This window comes from Amycolatopsis sp. NPDC059235 (assembly GCF_042754125.1).
Taxonomy (GTDB): Bacteria; Actinomycetota; Actinomycetes; order Mycobacteriales; family Pseudonocardiaceae; genus Amycolatopsis; species Amycolatopsis albidoflava.
Map to the genome: position 1 here is coordinate 1 of NZ_JBHZAG010000090.1, position 16852 is coordinate 16852.

The 16852-nt window shown below is 69.2% G+C and carries 18 protein-coding genes; 10 read left to right on the forward strand and 8 right to left on the reverse strand.

The features are described from left to right. Nucleotides 1-490: 490 nt before the first annotated feature. From ACFXI3_RS38340 to ACFXI3_RS38350, 3 genes are all read left to right on the forward strand, one after another. The gene (locus tag ACFXI3_RS38340; RefSeq protein WP_378406303.1) at nucleotides 491-694 is read left to right on the forward strand and encodes a hypothetical protein; all 204 of its coding nucleotides are present in this window, start codon (nucleotides 491-493) and stop codon (nucleotides 692-694) included. Between the two features lie 105 nt (nucleotides 695-799). Continuing rightward, nucleotides 800-1834 carry an acyl-CoA desaturase gene (locus tag ACFXI3_RS38345; protein WP_344267699.1) on the forward strand — a complete coding sequence of 345 codons (1035 nt, stop codon included), beginning with the start codon at nucleotides 800-802 and terminating at the stop codon, nucleotides 1832-1834. A 10-nt stretch (nucleotides 1835-1844) separates the two neighbouring features. Next, nucleotides 1845-2894 carry an MBL fold metallo-hydrolase gene (locus ACFXI3_RS38350; RefSeq protein WP_378406305.1) on the forward strand — a complete coding sequence of 350 codons (1050 nt, stop codon included), beginning with the start codon at nucleotides 1845-1847 and terminating at the stop codon, nucleotides 2892-2894. A gap of 88 nt (nucleotides 2895-2982) precedes the next feature. Here the strand turns inward: ACFXI3_RS38350 and ACFXI3_RS38355 are convergent, their stop codons facing one another. Next, a complete protein-coding gene (locus ACFXI3_RS38355; protein ID WP_378406307.1) occupies nucleotides 2983-4161 on the reverse strand; it encodes an FAD-dependent oxidoreductase in 1179 nt (392 codons plus the stop codon). Then, a complete protein-coding gene (locus tag ACFXI3_RS38360; protein WP_344267705.1) occupies nucleotides 4158-4751 on the reverse strand; it encodes a PadR family transcriptional regulator in 594 nt (197 codons plus the stop codon). Before ACFXI3_RS38360 ends, ACFXI3_RS38355 begins: the two co-directional genes overlap by 4 nt. 84 nt (nucleotides 4752-4835) lie before the next feature. On the opposite strand from ACFXI3_RS38360, the gene ACFXI3_RS38365 reads away from it, so the two are divergent. Beyond that, nucleotides 4836-5090, forward strand: a complete 255-nt coding sequence (locus ACFXI3_RS38365) for a Smr/MutS family protein (protein ID WP_009075408.1) — start codon at nucleotides 4836-4838, stop codon at nucleotides 5088-5090. Between the two features lie 21 nt (nucleotides 5091-5111). On the opposite strand, the gene hsaB is transcribed toward ACFXI3_RS38365, so the two are convergent. The 5 genes from hsaB to ACFXI3_RS38390 are packed head-to-tail and all read right to left on the reverse strand — an operon-like array spanning nucleotide 5112 to nucleotide 10228. After that, complete coding sequence (gene hsaB / locus ACFXI3_RS38370; protein ID WP_378406309.1) at nucleotides 5112-5699, reverse strand: 3-hydroxy-9,10-secoandrosta-1,3,5(10)-triene-9,17-dione monooxygenase reductase subunit; 588 nt, start codon at nucleotides 5697-5699, stop codon at nucleotides 5112-5114. Continuing rightward, nucleotides 5696-6595 carry an iron-dependent extradiol dioxygenase HsaC gene (gene hsaC, locus ACFXI3_RS38375; RefSeq protein ID WP_344267711.1) on the reverse strand — a complete coding sequence of 300 codons (900 nt, stop codon included), beginning with the start codon at nucleotides 6593-6595 and terminating at the stop codon, nucleotides 5696-5698. Before hsaC ends, hsaB begins: the two co-directional genes overlap by 4 nt. Continuing rightward, complete coding sequence (hsaD, locus tag ACFXI3_RS38380) at nucleotides 6595-7440, reverse strand: 4,5:9,10-diseco-3-hydroxy-5,9,17-trioxoandrosta-1(10),2-diene-4-oate hydrolase (protein ID WP_378406312.1); 846 nt, start codon at nucleotides 7438-7440, stop codon at nucleotides 6595-6597. Before hsaD ends, hsaC begins: the two co-directional genes overlap by 1 nt. Then, entirely contained in the window at nucleotides 7440-8609 is a 1170-nt protein-coding gene (gene hsaA, locus ACFXI3_RS38385; RefSeq protein WP_344267716.1) for a 3-hydroxy-9,10-secoandrosta-1,3,5(10)-triene-9,17-dione monooxygenase oxygenase subunit, read from the reverse strand. Before hsaA ends, hsaD begins: the two co-directional genes overlap by 1 nt. 32 nt (nucleotides 8610-8641) lie before the next feature. Then, entirely contained in the window at nucleotides 8642-10228 is a 1587-nt protein-coding gene (locus tag ACFXI3_RS38390) for an FAD-binding protein (protein WP_378406314.1), read from the reverse strand. Nucleotides 10229-10328: 100 nt separating this feature from the next. On the opposite strand from ACFXI3_RS38390, the gene kstD reads away from it, so the two are divergent. From kstD to ACFXI3_RS38420, 6 genes are read left to right on the forward strand one after another with little or no spacing between them, the layout of a single operon-like run. After that, nucleotides 10329-12005, forward strand: a complete 1677-nt coding sequence (gene kstD, locus ACFXI3_RS38395) for a 3-oxosteroid 1-dehydrogenase (protein WP_378406316.1) — start codon at nucleotides 10329-10331, stop codon at nucleotides 12003-12005. Then, nucleotides 12002-13177 carry a Rieske 2Fe-2S domain-containing protein gene (locus ACFXI3_RS38400; protein ID WP_378406318.1) on the forward strand — a complete coding sequence of 392 codons (1176 nt, stop codon included), beginning with the start codon at nucleotides 12002-12004 and terminating at the stop codon, nucleotides 13175-13177. Before kstD ends, ACFXI3_RS38400 begins: the two co-directional genes overlap by 4 nt. Continuing rightward, nucleotides 13174-13440: a hypothetical protein gene (locus ACFXI3_RS38405; RefSeq protein WP_344267724.1), complete on the forward strand. Its 267-nt coding sequence runs from the start codon at nucleotides 13174-13176 to the stop codon at nucleotides 13438-13440. Before ACFXI3_RS38400 ends, ACFXI3_RS38405 begins: the two co-directional genes overlap by 4 nt. Beyond that, nucleotides 13433-14458, forward strand: a complete 1026-nt coding sequence (locus ACFXI3_RS38410) for a 2Fe-2S iron-sulfur cluster-binding protein (protein ID WP_378406320.1) — start codon at nucleotides 13433-13435, stop codon at nucleotides 14456-14458. Before ACFXI3_RS38405 ends, ACFXI3_RS38410 begins: the two co-directional genes overlap by 8 nt. Before the next feature lie 11 nt (nucleotides 14459-14469). Then, entirely contained in the window at nucleotides 14470-15330 is an 861-nt protein-coding gene (locus ACFXI3_RS38415; protein WP_378406322.1) for a MaoC/PaaZ C-terminal domain-containing protein, read from the forward strand. A 27-nt stretch (nucleotides 15331-15357) separates the two neighbouring features. Beyond that, nucleotides 15358-15825, forward strand: a complete 468-nt coding sequence (locus ACFXI3_RS38420; protein WP_378406324.1) for a riboflavin kinase — start codon at nucleotides 15358-15360, stop codon at nucleotides 15823-15825. 394 nt (nucleotides 15826-16219) lie between these two features. On the opposite strand, the gene ACFXI3_RS38425 is transcribed toward ACFXI3_RS38420, so the two are convergent. Beyond that, nucleotides 16220-16777 (reverse strand): DUF5134 domain-containing protein, encoded by a 558-nt coding sequence (locus ACFXI3_RS38425; protein ID WP_378406326.1) that lies wholly within the window; start codon nucleotides 16775-16777, stop codon nucleotides 16220-16222. Nucleotides 16778-16852 lie beyond the last annotated feature (75 nt).

Sequence of the window (16852 nt, forward strand, 5' to 3'; positions counted from 1 at the left end):
GCCCGGGGGGCCGTGCACACTGCCTCTCCACACGCCGACGCGATCCCGCGGTTGGGTTCAGTGGGGCGATCCTGCGGTTGGGTTCAGAGGGGTCTGCGGGTTTCCGGTGGGCGGGAGGGGCGGAGATGAGGAATCTGCCGCGTTGAGGAGAGCGAGCTCAGGCTTTTCGACGCATTGTGGACCGATCTGCGGGGATGATGTGCTGCAACGGCTTCGCTGCCGGCGGGCGTCGTTTGGATCGGGACGAGCCTGTCGCTGCGGATGTTCGTCGAAGGCAGTCGCTGGGGATCCGGGCGATCTCGCCGGTCGAACGTGAGGCGCTCGGCGAGGGACGGCTGTGCCTCCGCCGTTCGTTGGCATTGCGGCTGGGAATCGGCGCGACGACGGGCCGCCGAAGGATGGAAGGGTTGCTGGCACACGGAGCAATCCGGCTGCGCTGCGAGATCGCGCGGCGCTGGCCAGCGAGGCGAACCGCTGGCCGTGGCGTGGCTTGGCAGTCGCGACGACGTCGGCGCCCTGGGGGGCGGGCCTGGCCGCGAAATTGCCGTGGCTGGAGATGGTGAACCGGGCGGTCCTGCTGCGGACGCTGAAGCCGATGGGCCATGTGCTCGACGGGACCGGCCGTTCGGAGGGTGTCGTCCCGATGAATTTCTGGGCTCCGGTGCGTCCGCTGAACGGCGTTTTCCCCGTCTGAGCAGCGCGCTTGGGCCACGCACGGGCCGAAGGTGGGGGCAACCCCAGCACCGGCTGTCGGGCCTGCCGGTTTCCCGCGGGGGCCGGGCGCCGCAATACTCCCCCCGTGACCACCGACAAGCTCGTCCTCCCCTCGCCCCCACGGCCGGGAAGCGACTTCGCCCGGCTCTGCCGCCGGATCACCGACGCCGGTCTGCTCGACCGCCGCCCCGGCTACTACACCGCTCGAATCGCGCTCGTGACCGTGCTGTTCGCGGGAGGCTGGGTCGCGTTCGCGCTGCTCGGCGACTCGTGGTGGCAGCTCGCCGTGGCCGCGTTCCAAGCCTTCATGTTCGGGCAGATCGCCCTGCTTTCGCACGACCTCGCGCACCGCCAGGTGTTCAAGACCCGTCGTTCCGCCGAGATCGCCGGGCGGCTGGCCGGCAACCTCGGCATCGGCATGAGCTACGGGTGGTGGATGGACAAGCACACCCGCCACCACGCCAACCCGAACCACGAGGAACTGGACCCCGACGTCGACCCGGACGTTCTCGTCTGGTCCCAGCGCCAGGCCCGCGAAGCCCGCGGCGTGCCCCGATTCATCGGCCGTCACCAGGCGCTGCTGTTCTTCCCGCTGCTCACCCTCGAAGGCCTCAACCTGCACGTCTCCGGCATCCGCGCGGTCGCGCGCCCGGGCCTGCGCCGTCGCGGGCTCGAAGCGGCGTTGCTGTTCACCCACATCGCGGTGTACCTCGCCGCCCTGTTCATCGTCCTTCCGCCGGGCCTCGCGCTGCTGTTTTTCGCGGTTCACCAGGGGCTGTGGGGCGTGTACATGGGTTCGATCTTCGCCCCGAACCACAAGGGCATGCCGACGCTGACCGGCAAGACGGATCTCGACTTCCTGCGCAAGCAGGTGCTCACCTCGCGCAACGTCGCGGGCGGACCGGTGATCGACGTCCTGCTCGGCGGCCTCAACCACCAGATCGAGCACCACTTGTTCCCGAGCATGCCGTCGGTGCACCTGCGCCGGGCTCAGCCGATGGTGGAGGCGTACTGCGCGGAGATCGGGATCTCGTACCTGCGGACCGGCCTGGTGTCTTCGTATCGGCAGACCCTGAAGCACCTGCACGAAGCTGGGGCCCCTCTCAGGAAGGCTTCGTAGACTCGGTGGCATGACGTTCCAAGCACTGACTCCGGCGGCCTTCGGCGCGAAGGCGGCCGGAGCACGTGCGGAGCGGATGCGGCGGTCTCCGCAGTACGCCGACGGCTTGTTCCACAACGCCGCCTCCACTCGCGCGACGCCCTCCTCCCCCGGCGGGCTCGTGCGCGAGTACCTGTTCGGCGAAGACCGGGCCCGCCGCCGGCCGGGCGGTGCGGTGCCGGTGATCGCGTCACCCGCGATCTCCTCGGCCGACGGTCTCTTCCTCACCTGGTACGGGCACGCGTCCACGCTGGTGGAGATCGACGGTGCCCGGGTGCTGTGCGATCCGGTGTGGGGCGACCGGGTTTCGCCCGCCGCCTTCGCCGGGCCGCGGCGGCTGCACGCTCCCCCGGTTTCGCTGCGGGAACTGGGCAGGCTGGACGCGATCGTGATCTCCCACGATCACTACGACCACCTGGACCTGCCGACCGTCCGCGCGTTGATCGCGCTGACCGACGCGCCGTTCCTCGTTCCGCTCGGCGTCGGGGCGCACCTCGAACGGTGGCACGTCCCGGCCGCGCGGATCATCGAACTCGACTGGCACGAAGACGCATACGTGGCCGGGATCCGGTTCGTCGCCACGCCCGCGCAGCATTTCTCCGGCCGCGGCCTCGCGAACGACAGCACCCTGTGGGCGTCGTGGGTGCTCGCCGGCCCGGAGCATCGCGTCTACTACAGCGGCGACACCGGGTATTTCGCCGGTTTCGCCGAGATCGGCGCGAAGTACGGGCCGTTCGACGCGACGCTCGTCCAGGTCGGCGCGTATGCCCCGCACTGGCCGGACATCCACATGACGCCGGAGGAGGGCGTCGCCGCGCATCTGGACGTGCGCGGCGGGCTGCTGGTCCCGGTGCACTGGGCGACGTTCACGCTCGCGACGCACAGCTGGTCCGATCCCGCGGACCGGGTGTGGCGAGAGGCCAAGGCCAACGACCTCCCGCTCGCGATCCCGAAGCCGGGGCAGCGGATCGACGCCTCCGCCCCGCCGCCCGTGGACGGGTGGTGGCAGACCCTGGGCTGACGGACGGTCGCCTCGTCCGCCAGCGCCAGGACCCAGCCGCGCTGGGATTGCTCGGCCGCACGCGCCGGTCCGCGCTCGTGTGCCTCCGCTAGACCGAGGCGTGCGAAGGCGCGAACTCGATCCGGTGCCGATGCAGGTCGCCGAACATCTTCTCCGGCTTCATCACCGTCTTCATCACCACGGGCATCAGCAAGTCACGCATAATCCGCGCTACCGGACCCGCCCCCTTGTCGTTGTTGATCTTCCCCGCCCGCGCGATGATCCGTTCGACCCGTTCCCGCCGGGCCGCCTCGTACTGGGCGAAGGCCGTTGCCACGTCGGGAGAATCCCGCAACGCACGAGCGAGTTCGAGCGAACTCTCGATCGCCTGCGACGCTCCCTGCCCGGAACTCGGCGACGTCGGATGCGCGGCGTCTCCGACCAGGACGACCCGGCCGCGGTGCCACGTCCGCACGGTCGGGATGTCTTCCAGGACTCCAGGCTGACCAACGTCTTCCGGCTTCAGCAGGGCGATGATGTCGCGCGCCGGGACGTCGTCCGAGTGTCGTTCCCGCAGCACAGAGAGCCAGTGCTCCGGCGAAGCGGTCTCCGCCTCCGCCGGGTCGGCGGCGGGGACGTTGCTGAACCAGAGAATCTCGTCCGCGTCGATGAAGTAGCCGAAGAACGCCCGCTTGCCGAAGGCGAAATGCTGGTAGTTCCCGGTCACCGGCAGGCCTGGGTTGCGAATCCAGCCGCCGAGGCCGAGCAATCCGGCGTAGCGCGGGGAAGCCGCCGCTGGGTCCAAAGTGGACCGGACGGCCGACCGGATGCCGTCCGCGCCGATCAGCACGTCGCCCGCCGCGGAGGAACCGTCCGCGAAATGGGCGACCACCTGGTCCGGTTTGTTCTCGATCGTCTTCAAGCGCTTGCCGAATTCGACCGTGATCCCCCGGCTCAGCGCTTCGTCCATCAGCGCGCGGTACAGCCGGTCGCGGCGCATCAGCAGGCTCGACGGCAGGCCCGCCAGCCCGTCGAATCTGCCGACCGCGCGGCCTTTGTGGTTCTGCATCACCATTCCGGGCACCTCGAGGCCGGCCGCGGCCACCGCGTCGTCGGCGTCGATCTGGCGCAAAGCGTTGCGGCCGTTGGGCGACAGCGTCAGCGCGCCGCCGACTCCGTCCGCCGCCTTGGGGTAAGCCTCGTAGACGGCGGCTTCGATTCCGGCTCGCTGCAAGGCCATCGCGGTGGTCGCGCCGGCGATGCCCCCGCCGATCACTAATACGTTCATGTTCTCCCCTTGAAATAGGTTTCCCACGCCTGCCGGTAGTCCTCCCCGGCGACCGACTGGGCGAGCCGTTCGACGAAGCCGCGCTCCGCCTCGACTTTCGTCAGCCGGTAGTCCTCCTCGACCAGGAACCACCAGGCGAGCCCCTGCTCCCGCCCGCTTTCGATCGCCGCGCGGATGTCGTCGGCGATGGCGGTGAGCGCGGCGAGCCGCTGCTGGAGCAACTCGCCGAGCTCGTCCGCCGGCAGCACGATGAACAGCGACAACGCCGCCCCGAACAGCGGGTACTCGGTGGCCGGTTCGGCGACGAGTTCGCGCATCCAGTCGAACAGCTCGAGCCGTCCGGTGGGCGTGATGGCGTAGACCGTCCGCTCCGGGCGCGCCGAATCGCGCAGCGTCTCCCGCGCCGCGATGAACCCGGCCTTCTCCAACTGCCCGACCACCATGTACAGCGAGCTGCGGGTGTACTTGAAATCCCGCTCCTTGCCGTACTCCACGAACCGCCGCGCCATCTCGTACGGATGCATCGGCTCCTCGGTCAAGCCCGCCAGCACGGCCAGCCCGAGCGGATTCCCCACTACGCGTCGCTTCACCACAGCTCCTTAGTCAGGATCGACTATACGCAGAAGAGTAGTTGATGTCGACTATGAGGTCGCGACGTGGGGTAGGAAGGAGGAATGAAGCTCAAGCTCGATCTTCACGACATCTACAACCGCGGCGGGGAGATCGACCGGGCGCTGCGCGCGGTCATCGACGAGGCGGTCGCGAAGAAGGCGCCGCTCGTGGAGATCATTCCCGGCAAGGGGTCCGGGCAGCTGAAGAAGCACGTGCTGCGGTTCCTGGAGCGCAAGGACGTCAAGGCGCTCTACCACCGCGTCGAGAAGGACAAAGACAACTTCGGGCGGGTGTTCGTGCACTTCCGCTGGAAGTGACGCGATCACCCGCCCGAAGCGTCAGAGCCAGTCGTCCGGGCGGGGCCAGGGCATCAGCGCGGTGAGCGCGTCCGGCACCGGTTCGGTGACCGTGTAGCGGCCCCGGTGGAACAGCAGCGGGCGGGCGTCGGACGTCTCGCCCAGTGCGGTCACGCGGCCGACCACCACGTAGTGGTCCCCGGCCGGGTGGACGGCCTGTACTTCGCAGTCCACCCAGGTCAGGGCTCCGTCCAGCAGCGGCGCGCCCGAGGGGGCGGGCTGCCAGGACACGCCGGAGAACTTGTCGCCGCCGCGGCGGCCGAACTCGGCGCAGACCGCTTGCTGGTCTTCGGCGAGCACGTTCACCGCGAACGTGCCCGCCGCGGCCAGCGCGGGCCAGGTGCGCGACGTCCGGGCGACGCAGAACAGCACCAGCGGCGGGTCCAGCGACAACGCCGCGAAGGACTGGCAGGCGAAGCCCACCGGTCCGGTCGGCGTGCCGGAGCTGGCGTAATCGGCCAAGGTCTGGGAGCCCTCGACGTAGCCGGTCACCACGGTCACGCCGGTGCAGAAGTGGCCCAGCACCTCGCGAAACCGATCCGGCACTGCCTCCGGAACCGCGGCTGTCATTGCGAGCCCACCGAGAAATCGTGGCCCCACAACGAAACCGCGGTGCTCTCGCGGGCGATCCAGTCCTCGTCCTCGACTTGCCGGCCCTCGCAGCCGAACTCGACGTCGAAGCCGCCGGGGGTCTTCATGTAGAACGACAGCATCAGGTCGTTCACGTGCCGGCCGAGCGTCGCGGACATCGGGACGTTCTTGCGTTTCGCGCGGTCCAGGCACAACCCGACGTCGTCGGTCTCCTCGACCTCCACCATCAGGTGCACGATCCCGCTCGGCGTCGGCATCGGCAGGAACGCCAGGCTGTGGTGGCGCGGGTTGCAGCCGAAGAACCGCAGCCACGCCGGGTCGCCGTCGGCCGGGCGGCCCACCATCTGCGGCGGCAGGCGCATCGAGTCGCGGAGCCGGAAGCCCAGCACGTCCCGGTAGAACCGCAGCGCGGCCTCGTCGTCGTGGGTCGACAAAACCACGTGGCCGAGGCCCTGCTCGCCGGTGACAAAGCGGTGCCCGTACGGGCTCACCACCCGCCGGTGCTGCAGCGCGACCCCGTGGAACACCTCCAGCGTGTTGCCGGACGGATCGGTGAAGCTGATCATCTCCGCCACGCGGCGGTCGGCCAGCTCGTCGGGCGTGCCTTCCTTGTACGGCACCGAAGCCGCGTCGAGCCGGGTGCGGACCTCGTCCAGTTCCGCGGCGTTGGCCGCCTCCCAGCCCGCGACCGCCAAGCGGTCCTTCTCCCCCGGCACGATCACCAATCGCGCCGGGAAATCGTCCATGCGCAGGTACAGCGCGTTCGGGTCGGTGCCCGAACCCTCCACCATGCCGAGCACCTTCAGCCCGTAGACGCGCCAGGCGTCCATGTCCGTGGCCTCGATGCGCAGATATCCCAGCGAACGGATAGCCATCACGAACTCCCGAGGAAGTCGAGGGCGAGTCGGTTGAACTCGTCGAACTTCTCCAGCTGCGCCCAGTGGCCGCAGCCGCCAAACACGTGCAGTTGCGCACGTGGAATCGTCTTCAGCGCAAGCAAAGCGCCGTCGAGCGGGTTGACCCGGTCCTCCCGGCCCCAGACGAGCAAGACCCGTTGGCGCAGGCGATAAGCCTCGCGCCACAGCATGCCTTCCTCGAAGGAATCCGGCAGGCTGAACGACTTGCCCATCGCCCGCATCGCGGCGAGCGACTCCGGCGAACGAGCGATCTCGAAGCGTTCGTCGATCAGCTCGTCGGTCACCAAAGCCTGGTCGTGCACCATGATCCGGAGGAACGCTTCCATCCGCTCCCGGGTCGGATCCCCGGCGAACCGGGACAGCAGCCGCACGCCTTCGGTGGGGTCCGGGGCGAACAGGTTGACGCTCAACCCGCCCGCGCCCATCAGCACCAGCCGCCCCGCGCGTCCGGGATGGTTCAGCGCGAGCCGGACCGCCGCTCCCGCACCGAGCGAGTTGCCGACGAGGTGCGCTTTTTCGATGCCGAGCTGGTCCATCAGGCCGACGACCGCGTCCGAGCTGTGCCGGAAGTACTGCGGGTGGTCAGTCGGCTTGTCGGACCGGCCGAAGCCCGGCTGGTCGATCGCCAGTGTGCGGTAAGACTTTCCGAACACCGGCAGGTTGCGGCCGAAGTTGCTCCACGCCGAGGCACCGGGGCCGCCGCCGTGCAGCAACAGCACCGTCTCGGCGTTTTCCGCGCCGGATTCGTGGTAGTGCAGGCGAATACCGCCCGCAGTGTCTACATAGGAACCTTCGGGTGCCATCAGACCATCGCATTCTCGACGGGCAAACCGAATTCGCCGGTGCCGAACATGACGTACGCGCGCTCCGCGTCGTTCGCCGCGTGCACCCGGCCAGCGTGCGCGTCGCGCCAGAAGCGCTGGATTGGCGTGCCCCGCTGCAGTGCGCGGCCGCCGGAGTTCTCGAAAAGCCGGTCGATCGCGGAGATCGCCCGCTCGGTGCCGCGCACCTGGTCCCGGCGCACCCGCAACCGCGTGCTGAACGGCAGCTTTTCGCCCTTGCAGGCCAGCTGGTACAGCTCGTCGATGTTGTGCGTCAGCTGCAGCCAGGCCGCGTCGATCTCGCTGCTCGCTTCCGCGATCCGCACCTTCGAGAACGGGTCCTCTTTGGACTGCTCGCCCGCGTAGGCCGCCCGCACCCGCTTGCCCTGGTGCTCCACATGCGCGTCGTACGCGCCCTGCGCCATCCCGATGATCGGCGCGGTGATGGTGCTCGGGTGCACGGAGCCGTACGGCAGCCGGTACAGCGGGCCCGGGTTGACTTCCTGGCCCGGGGTCTTGCACTTCGACGTCGCCATGAAGCTCAGCGCGCGGTGCTTGGGCACGAACACGTCCTCGACGACGATGTCGTTGGACCCCGTGCCGCGCAGCCCGACCGTGTCCCAGACGTCCACAATGGAGTAGTCCGAGATCGGCACGAGATACGTGCAGAAGTCCACCGGCTTGCCGTCGGCGAACGCCGGCCCGCCCAGCAGCACCCACGTGCAGTGGTCGCTTCCGGACGAGAAGCTCCATCGCCCGGACAGCCGGTAGCCGCCCTCGACGACGGTAGCCTTGCCCATCGGCGCGTACGAAGAAGAAATCCGCACGTCGTGGTCGTCGCCCCACACGTCCGCCTGGGCTTGCGCGTCGAACAACGCGACGTGCCACGGGTGCACGCCGAGAATCGACGCGACCCAGCCGGTGGACCCGCAGGCGCTCGCGATGAGCTTGACCGCGGTGTAGAAGGTGACCGGGTCGGCTTCCAAGCCGCCGTACGGTTTCGGTTGCAGCAGGCGGAAAAATCCGGTCTCCTGCAGCGCTTTCACTGATTCGGCGGGGATCCGACGGGCGTCCTCGGTCTCCTGTGCGCGTTCCCGCAGCACGGGAAGAAGGTCGCGCACCCCCGCGATCACGGCAGCCAGCTCGCTCATCGGCCGTCCTCTCTCGCTCGACACACTCAAGACTAGAACACGTTCTCGTTTTTGTCGACGCGGTCTGCCCCGTGCGCGCCGTGCAACCCTGCCCGGCGGCCGGAAAACACGCAGTCAGCCAGCGAAAGCCCGCTCACATACGACCTGGAACAGATTCCCACCGCAGTGCGTCCGGCGGCATAAAGCCCGCGTACGCCGGCCACCGCGCCGGTGTCCTCGTCGACCACCAGGCCGCCCAGCGTCAGCATCGGGCAGGGGTAGCCGAGGTTGGGCTTCACCGACACGTCGATCAGCGAGTACGGCGGCGTGTCCAGCGGCCGCGCGAAGTCCGCCGGCTTGCCTGCCGGGTCCGGACCGCGCTGGTACTCGGCATAAGTCGCGGCGAGCCCAGCCGGATCAACCCCGGCGCGCGCGGCCGCCTCCTCGATCGTCCCGGCGGTCACCCGGCCCTTGCCCAGCAGATAGCGCAGCTGCAACGTCGCGAACCATTGGCCTTGTTTTCGCCCGTCCCGCCGGGCTTCGGCGACGATCGGCTCGTCGACCAGCAGCCAGCCGCGTCCGCCGTGCTCGGCGATCATCCGCTCGCCGATCGCCGCGCCGTATCGGGACTCGTCGATGATCCGCCGGCCGTCCGCGCCCACCAGCAGCCCGCCGAGAAACGCCGACGGCGGCGTCAGAAACCGCCATGCCGACACCCGGTCCAGCTCCGCCGTGCGGCCACCGACTTCCACGCCCATCCGGATGCCGGAACCATCGTCGGCGGAAGTCCCGAGATCCAGGCCGCCGCGATACGCGGGCGCGTGCTCGCGCACCATCGCCCGGTTCACGATGAACCCACCCGCCGCCAGCACCACGCCTCGCCGCGCACTAATCCGCAGCTCACGGGCGTGCTTGCGCTCCATCCGTTCCACCCGCTGATGCAACGACCGGCGCAGCGGGGGCACGTAAATCCCCGGCTTCGCCGCCCAATCCGCGAGCCGCGCATGCCGTGCCCGCACCCACGAAGGCGCGTCTCGCAGACTGTGCGTGAGCACTCCGGTGACCGTGCCGGAGTCATCTGTGATCAGGTTCATCGCCTGCGTCTGCGGCAGCACCTTTACTCCGCGCCCGCGAGCCGCCGCCAGCAACTGCTTCATCAGCAGCTTCCCGGACGTGCCCGGCCCCTTGACCCGGTGTCCGCGCGGCGCGGGTTTCGCCACGTCGCGGAAGCCGCCGGACAGTTCGCTGCCGGAGTAGTACAGGTAGTGCTTGTTGCTGGGATACGACGTCTTGTAGTCGCACATGCTGCCCTCGAACGGCACGCCTTGCCGCTCCAGCCACGCCACCATGTCGACGCTTTCCTCACAGAACCGCCGCAGCGTCCGCTCCGACACGACGTCGCCGGTTTCCATCCGCAGGTACGCGTACATCGCGTCCACGCTGTCGTCGACACCCGCGGCGCGCTGCTGCGGCGTCCCTCCCCCGGCGTAGACCACGCCGCCGCTCACGCGACTGGCCCCGCCGCCGGAGAACCGGTCGACCAGCAGCACCTCGGCGCCCGCGTCGGCCGCTTCGATGGCCGCGCACACGCCGGCCGCGCCGGCTCCGATGATCACGACGTCCGCGCCAAGCTCGTCCATAGTCCGCCACCCTAGAACTGGAACACGTTCTCGTCTATGGTGACGGAAGTGGCCCCGAGCAGGCCAGCTTTAGCCGATAACACGTTGCATGTGAGGTGGCATGTCGGACGAGTACGACGTGGTGGTGGCCGGCAGCGGCGCCGCCGGGATGACCGCCGCGCTCGCCGCCGCCCATCGCGGGCTTTCCGTGGTGGTGCTGGAAAAGGCAGCCTGCTTCGGCGGCTCGACCGCCCGCTCCGGCGGGGGCGTCTGGCTGCCCGGCAACCACGCGCTGCGGGCCGCGGGCATCGAAGAACCACCCGAACGCGCGAGGCAGTACCTGGAGTCGATCGTCGGCGACGTCGTGCCGGAGCGGTTGCGCACGACCTTCCTCGACCACGGTCCCGAGGTGCTGGAGTTCGTCACCCGGAACACGCCGCTGGAGTTCCAGTGGGTGCCGGGCTACAGCGACTACCACCCCGAAGCGCCCGGCGGACGTCCCGGCGGCCGTTCCGTGGAGCCGAAGGCACTCGACGGCAAGCTGCTCGGCGCGGATCTCGCGCAGCTCGAACCGCCGTACAGCGCGCCGCCGCTCGGCGTGCCGATCACCCAGTCGGACTATCGCTGGCTGAGCCTGATCGCCCGGCATCCGCGCGGGTTCGCCCGGATGCTGTCGCTCGGGATGAAATGGCTGATCGGCCGGGTCCGCGGACAGCAGCCGCTGTCCATGGGGCAAGCGCTTGCGGCCGGGCTGCGGAAGGGGCTGCGGGACGCCGGCGTCGAGGTTCTGCTGGACACTCCGCTGGTCGATCTGCAGGTGGAAAACGACGTCGTCACCGGCATCGTGGCGCGTCGCGACGGCGAAGAGACGCTGTTCCGCGCGCGCCGCGGCGTGGTGCTGGCCTGCGGCGGCTTCGAGCACAACGAAGAGATGCGCACCAAGTACCAGCGCGCGCCGATCGGCACCGAATGGACCGTCGGCGCGGAGGCGAACACCGGCGACGGCATCAACGCCGGGCTCAAGCTCGGCGCGGCGACCGACCTGATGGACGACGCCTGGTGGGGCCCGTCGTTCCCGCTCACCGGCGGCCCGTGGTTCGCGCTCGCCGAGCGTTCGCGGCCCGGCTGCCTGATGGTCGACTCCGACGGCACGCGGTTCGTCAACGAATCCGCGCCGTACGTCGAGGCCGTGCACGCGATGTACGGCGACGGCGACGGGCCCGGCAAGCACGTCCCCACGTGGCTGGTGTTCGACCAGCGCTACCGCGACCGCTACCTGTTCACCGGCCTCGGCCCGCGGCAGCCGCTGCCCGGACGCTGGTACAAGGCCGGGATCGTGGCGAAGTCCGCGACGCTGGCCGGGCTCGCCGAGAAGATCGACGTGCCCGCCGAAGCGCTGGAGCAGACCGTCACGCGGTTCAACGGCTTCGCGCGCAAGGGCGTCGACGACGACTTCCAGCGCGGGCTCAGCGCCTACGACCACTACTACGGCGACCCGCGCAACCGCCCCAACCCGAGCCTCGGCGAACTCGCCAAGGCCCCCTACTACGCGGTCCGCGTGGTGCCCGGCGACCTGGGCACCAAGGGCGGGCTGCGGATTGACGAAAACGCCCGTGTCCTGCGCGAGGACGGCACCGTCGTGCCCGGCCTCTACGCGGCGGGCAACACCGGCGCGCCGGTGATGGGCCGGACCTACGCCGGACCGGGCGCGACCATCGGCCCGGCGATGGTGTTCGGCTACCTTGCGGCACAGGCGCTGGCGAACGAAGATCAGACCGGCACGGGAGGCAGGCAGTGACGCCGAAGACCGATGGATCCGAGATCCGCACGATCGACGCCGGGGCGCCCCCGGCGCGGTACGCCCGCGGCTGGCACTGCCTCGGGCTCGCCGAGCACTTCCGCGACGGCAAGCCGCACGCGGTCCAGGCGTTCGGCACGAAGCTCGTCGTGTTCGCGGACACGGCCGGGAAGCTCAACGTGCTCGACGGGTACTGCCGGCACATGGGCGGCGACCTGACCCAGGGTTCGGTGAAGGGCGACGAGATCGCCTGCCCGTTCCACGACTGGCGCTGGGGCGGCAACGGCAAGTGCAAGTCGATCCCCTACGCCAAGCGGGTCCCGCTGCGGGCGCGCACCCGGGCGTGGCAGGTGCTGGAGGAGAACAAGCAGCTGTTCGTCTGGCACGACCCGGAGGGCAACCCGCCGCCGGAGAACGTCGTGATCCCGCGCGTCGAGGGCGCGTACAGCGACGAGTGGAGCAACTGGACCTGGGACTCGATCCTCATCGAGAACGCCAACTGCCGCGAGATCATCGACAACGTGGTGGACATGGCGCACTTCTTCTACATCCACTACGCCTTCCCCACGTATTTCAAGAACGTGTTCGAGGGCCACATCGCCACCCAGTACCTCAACACCAAGGGCCGCCCGGACATGGGCATGGCGTCCAATTACGGCGGCGAGGAAAACCTGCTCCGCTCCGAGGCGTCGTATTTCGGCCCCTCCTACATGATCAACTGGCTGGTGAACTCCTTCCAGGGCTTCGAAATCGAGAACGTGCTGATCAACTGCCACTACCCGGTTTCGCCGACGTCGTTCGTCCTGCAGTGGGGCATCATGGTCAAGAAGATGCCCGGAATTTCCGACGAGCACGCGGACAAGATCGCGGCGAAGCTCGCCAAGGGCATCGGCGTCGGATTCCTGCAGGACGTGGAGATCTGGAAGAACAAGACCAAGATCGACAATCCGCTGCTGTGCGAGGAAGACGGGCCGGTTTACCAGCTGCGCCGCTGGTACGACCAGTTCTACGTGGACGCCGCGGACGTCACCGAGGACATGACGCGCCGGTTCGAGTTCGAAGTGGACACTACGAAGGCGAACGAGGTGTGGGCGGCCGAGGTGCAGGAAAACCTGGCGCGCCAGCGCGCGGAGGCCGAGGCGGCGGCTCAGTCGGAGGAGGCTGGGGTGTGACGGCCGAAGCCACCGAATTCCTCACCTCCGGGCTGCGCCCGCACGAGTGCCGCAGCTGCGGAACCTGTGTGCTGGTCAAGAAAAACAGCCTGAAGCACACCAGCATCCAGTGGACCACCGACGCCGCGACCAGCTGCCCGGTGTTCGCCGCGCACGCCGCGTCCGGCGGCACCACCGCGTTGCTGGACACGTGCGAGAAACTCGCGGACAGCATCGACACCGCGGTGCGCGACGGCAATTTCGGGCAGGTGCGCAATGACTGACGTCGTCACGCTCACCGTCGCCGAGGTGATCGAGGAAACCGCGGACGCCCGGTCCATTGTGTTCACGGTTCCGGACGAACATCTCGCGCGATTCGCTTACTCCCCCGGGCAATTCCTCACCCTGCGGATTCCCAGTGACCAAACGGGTTCCGTCGCGCGGTGCTACTCGCTTTCGAGCGCGCCGCACGAGGGCCGGGTGCAGGTCACGGTGAAGCGGACCGTTGACGGGTACGGCTCGAATTGGGTTTGCGACGAGCTTCGGGCGGGCGCGACGATCGACGTGCTGCGGCCGTCCGGCGTGTTCTGTCCGTCCTCTTTGGACTCGGATTTCCTGTTGTTCGCCGCGGGCAGCGGGATCACACCGGTGATGTCGATCCTGAAGTCCGCACTGGAAAAAGGCGGCGGCCAGGTGGTGCTGGTTTACGCCAACCGCGACGAGCAGTCGGTGATCTTCGCCGCGGAATTGCGCGAACTGGCCGAGCGGTTCGGCGACCGGCTCACCGTGGTGCATTGGCTGGAAGGCCTGCAGGGCCTGCCGACTGTCACGGCGTTGCGGGCGCTGGCCAAGCCTTACGCGGGGCATGAAGCGTTCCTCTGCGGCCCGGCTCCGTTCATGGCCGCCGCACAGGATGCGTTGCGTGAACTCGGCGCGCCACGGGAACGCGTGCATGTGGAGAAGTTCCACTCGCTTACCGGGAATCCCTTCGCGGACGAACCTGAACCAGAGGAAGACGCCAGCGGCGAGACCACCGCGCTCACCGTCGATCTCGACGGCGAGACCCGGCAGGTCACCTGGCCGCGCCAGCGGAAGCTGCTCGACCACCTGCTCGCCGAGGGCCTCGACGCGCCGTACTCCTGCCGCGAGGGCCAATGCAGCGCGTGCGCGTGCCGCATCGTCTCCGGCGAGGTGAAAATGCTGAACAACGAGGTGCTGGACGCCGACGACATCGCCGACGGGATCGTGCTGGCCTGCCAGTCGGTACCGTTGACCGACGAGGTTTCCGTCAGCTACGAGTGAGTGGAGAGCCCGTGCCCATCGACCCCGTGGTCGCGATCGGAGCCGATCTCGGCGAGGTCAGCTTCGCCTGGACGCCGTCCGACGTGCTGCTGTACCACCTGGCCGTCGGAGCGGGCGCGGATCCGGTCGCCGAGCGCGAACTGCGCTACACCTACGAGCGCGACCTGCGCGTGCTGCCGACCTTCGCCACCGTCGCGGCCAATCTGCGCACCTTCGAGCCGCCCGCGCTGAAGTTCCCCGGCGTCGACGTCGACCTGGCGAAAGTGCTGCACGGCAAGCAGGAGATCGAACTGCACCGGCCGATCCCGGTCGAGGGAAAGGCGGTCGCGCGCACCCGGATCGCCGACGTCTTCGACAAGGGCAAGGCCGCGGTGCTGGTGCAGGAGACCGAGGTCGCCGACGAGTCCGGCGCTCCATTGTGGACAGCCCGGTCCAGCATCTTCGCCCGCGGCGAGGGCGGCTTCGGCGGCGAACGCGGGCCGTCGGACAAGATCGAGTGGCCCGAGCGAGAACCGGACGCCGTGCTCGACGTGCCGACGCTGCCGCAGCAGGCGCTTTTGTACCGGCTGTGCGGCGACCGCAACCCGCTGCACGCCGACCCGGCGTTCGCCGAGGCCGCCGGGTTCGACCGGCCGATCCTGCACGGGCTGTGCACGTACGGCGTGGTCGCGAAGGCCGTGGTCGACGCGTTCCTCGACGGCGATCCCGAGCGCGTCTCGGCATTCGGGACGAAGTTCGCCGGCGTCGTGTTCCCCGGCGAAAACCTGCGCGTGCGCGTGTGGCGCGAAAACGGACGTCTGCTGGTCACGACCACCGCGCCGGAACGCGACGACGCGCCTGTGCTGGCCGACACAGTGCTGACGCCCCGCTGACCATCGGGACCGTTATACGGTTGTCCCATGGCGGACGAGCGAGACGGCACCTTCTTCGTGGTGCGCGGGCCAGTCGAGCCGGGCGACAAGCGCGGCCGTGAGCTGGGCTTCCCCACCGCGAACATCGCGCTGCGCGACCAGCGCGGCGAACTGGGCGACGGGGTGTGGGCCGGCTGGGCGGAGCGCGCGGACGGAACGCGCGTGGCCGCCGCGGTGTCCGTGGGCCGCCGCCCGACCTACTACGGGGCCGACGGCTACCGCCTGGTCGAGGCCTTCCTGCTCGACTTCGAGGGCGACCTGTACGGCGAACGCCTCACCGTCTGGCTCGGCAAGCACCTGCGCGACCAGCAGGGGTTCGGTTCCGCGCAGGAGCTGATCGACGCCCTGGGCCGGGACGTGGCCGCAGCTCGTGAGTGGGTCGCCGCGCATCCGGCGGACACGTTGCCGACGCTCGCGGAGCTGCCACCGGACGGCGAAGTCCAGCGGCTGGGCTGATTCGCCGAGGTTGATTCGCGCGGTGGCGTGCAGCATGACACCCATGCCCGCTGACGCTCTGCCAAAACTGGCCAAGCACGCTCCGCGTGCAAGAATTCCCGCCGCAACGGCGAAGTCCAGCAGCTGGGCTAATTCCGCCGGACTAATCCGCCGGGACTAATCCACCGAGGCTGATTCCGCCAGGTTTGCTTCACACTGGCTGAGGCACCAGCGTCGATTCACCAGGCTGATCCCCGCCAGAACGGCGAAGTCCAGCAACTGGGCTGATCCCGCCGGACTAACCCACCGAGGCTGATTCCGCCGGGTTCCCTTCACCCTGGCCGGTTCGCCGGGCTGATTCACACTGGCTGATGCACCGGCTTCGATTCGCCGCACTGATCCTCGCCAGGCCGAGTCAGACTGCCGCGAGCAACATGACCCCCATGCCCGCACCCATCGCCGCCCGGCACAGCGTGCGCGACGCGTGCCCAGGCACCGCTGTGCCGCGCGACCGCATCGCCACCACGCCCGAGCGAACCGCGTCCAGCGCGAAGTAAGCCGCCGCGGCCAGCGCGACCACCGGCCACGCCAGCCGGGTGTCCATTGTGGACATAGTGAGCCACGGCCCGTGCACCATGCCGCCGTGCGGCATCGCGGTGACCATGTACAGCATCGCCGCCGCCGACAGCGCGTGATGCGCGCAGCTATGGCCCTCGGCGCGACCGCGCCAGGCAGCGATAGCGAACCAGCCCGCGGTCAGCACCAGCACCGCCTGCCAGCCCGCCGCCGGGATCGGGCCGCCGACCGGGGACAGCATCGCGACCATCGCCACCACCAGCAGCAGTTCGGCGAGGTCGCCGTTGCGCACCCGATGGCCGAGGCTGACGTAGTCGAGCCGCACCAGCCGCAGCACGCACGGCAGCGCCAGCAACGCGAACAGTGCGGTGAACAGCCAGGCCAGCGGCACACTCACCTCGGCACCTCACTCTTCCGGACACGCTGCGTCACATGGGCCTTACCACCGTGACACGCGCGAGGCCGGAGGCAC